This is a genomic window from Mycobacterium sp. 852002-40037_SCH5390672 (genome assembly GCF_001665875.1).
Lineage (GTDB): Bacteria > Actinomycetota > Actinomycetes > Mycobacteriales > Mycobacteriaceae > Mycobacterium.
The window spans coordinates 1-1,088 of record NZ_LZTA01000050.1 but is presented as its reverse complement, the minus strand read 5'-3'; the positions used below and the strand labels follow the sequence as shown (position 1 = coordinate 1,088).

The 1,088-nt window shown below is 63.2% G+C and carries 1 protein-coding gene; it reads right to left on the bottom strand.

The features are described from left to right. Positions 1-14: 14 nt before the first annotated feature. Positions 15-986, bottom strand: coding sequence for an IS481 family transposase (locus A5782_RS08905; RefSeq protein WP_067098116.1), 972 nt, complete (start codon positions 984-986; stop codon positions 15-17). Positions 987-1,088 lie beyond the last annotated feature (102 nt).

Sequence of the window (1,088 nt, the reverse complement as noted above, 5' to 3'; positions counted from 1 at the left end):
CTAGCTGTACCGGGCTAAGAGGTTGGTGACAGTCTGCTGATTGGGGGATGGCCTCCGATTGCAGAGTGGCGTCGTTGATTGTTGTAGTGGTCAAGCCAGGGTGCAAGTGCGTCGTGGCGGGCGTCGTTGGTGGTGAAGAGCTGCCGATAGGCCCACTCGGTTTGCAAGGTGCGGTTGTAGCGTTCCACTTTCCCGTTCTGCCAGGGGCAGTGCGGGCGGATGAACACCTGGCGGGCCCCTAACGCGGCGACGACCTCCCGTAGTGACTTGCGGTAGGCCCAGGCGTTGTCGGTCATGATGCGTTCGATCTGGCCGATGCCGTGCGCGGTGAAGTAGTCGGCAGCCCGCGCGAGGAACGCCGCGCAGGTGACGCCTTTCTCATCGGGCAGGATTTCGGAGTAGGCCAGCCGGGAATGGTCATCAACGACCGAGTGGACGTAATCGAATCCGACCGGGGCCTTCTTCTGGGCGCTGGTCGTGTCCGAGTTGCGACCGTGCGCCTTCCATCCGCCGCCAGCCGGGATTCGACCAATCTTCTTGACGTCCATATGGATTAGCTCTCCGGGTCGCTGCCGCTCGTAGCGCACTGCGGTGGTCTTCGAGGACCGGATCAGTGCTCCGGTCAACGGATCACAGTTCCGCAGATACGGCATCCGATGGCGACGCAGGATCGCTGAAACCGTGCGGGCCGGCACACCGAGTTCGTCGCCGATCCACTGCTGGCCACGGCGTGCGGTACGGCGCAGCTGCACCACGGCGGCTTCGATGTTGGCCGGTGTCTGGCGTGGGCAGTGATGCGGGCGCGAGGGCCGATCCTGTAATCCGGCGCTGCCGAGCTCGCGGTATCGGCCCACCCACAAATGGGCGCATTGCCGGGACACACCCATCTCCTTGGCGACGTGAGAGACCGGGCGACCGTCTCTGATAATCCGATCGATCAGCAGCTGCCGACCATGAGCCGTCAAACGAGCATTAGCGTGGGACACGAGGACCTCCGTGGAGTGGTGAAGACGTCAGATATCTCCACTAAGCCCGGAGGTCCTCCCAAGCACAAGCCCAGACAGTCATTAACGTGCCCGCCCGGTACA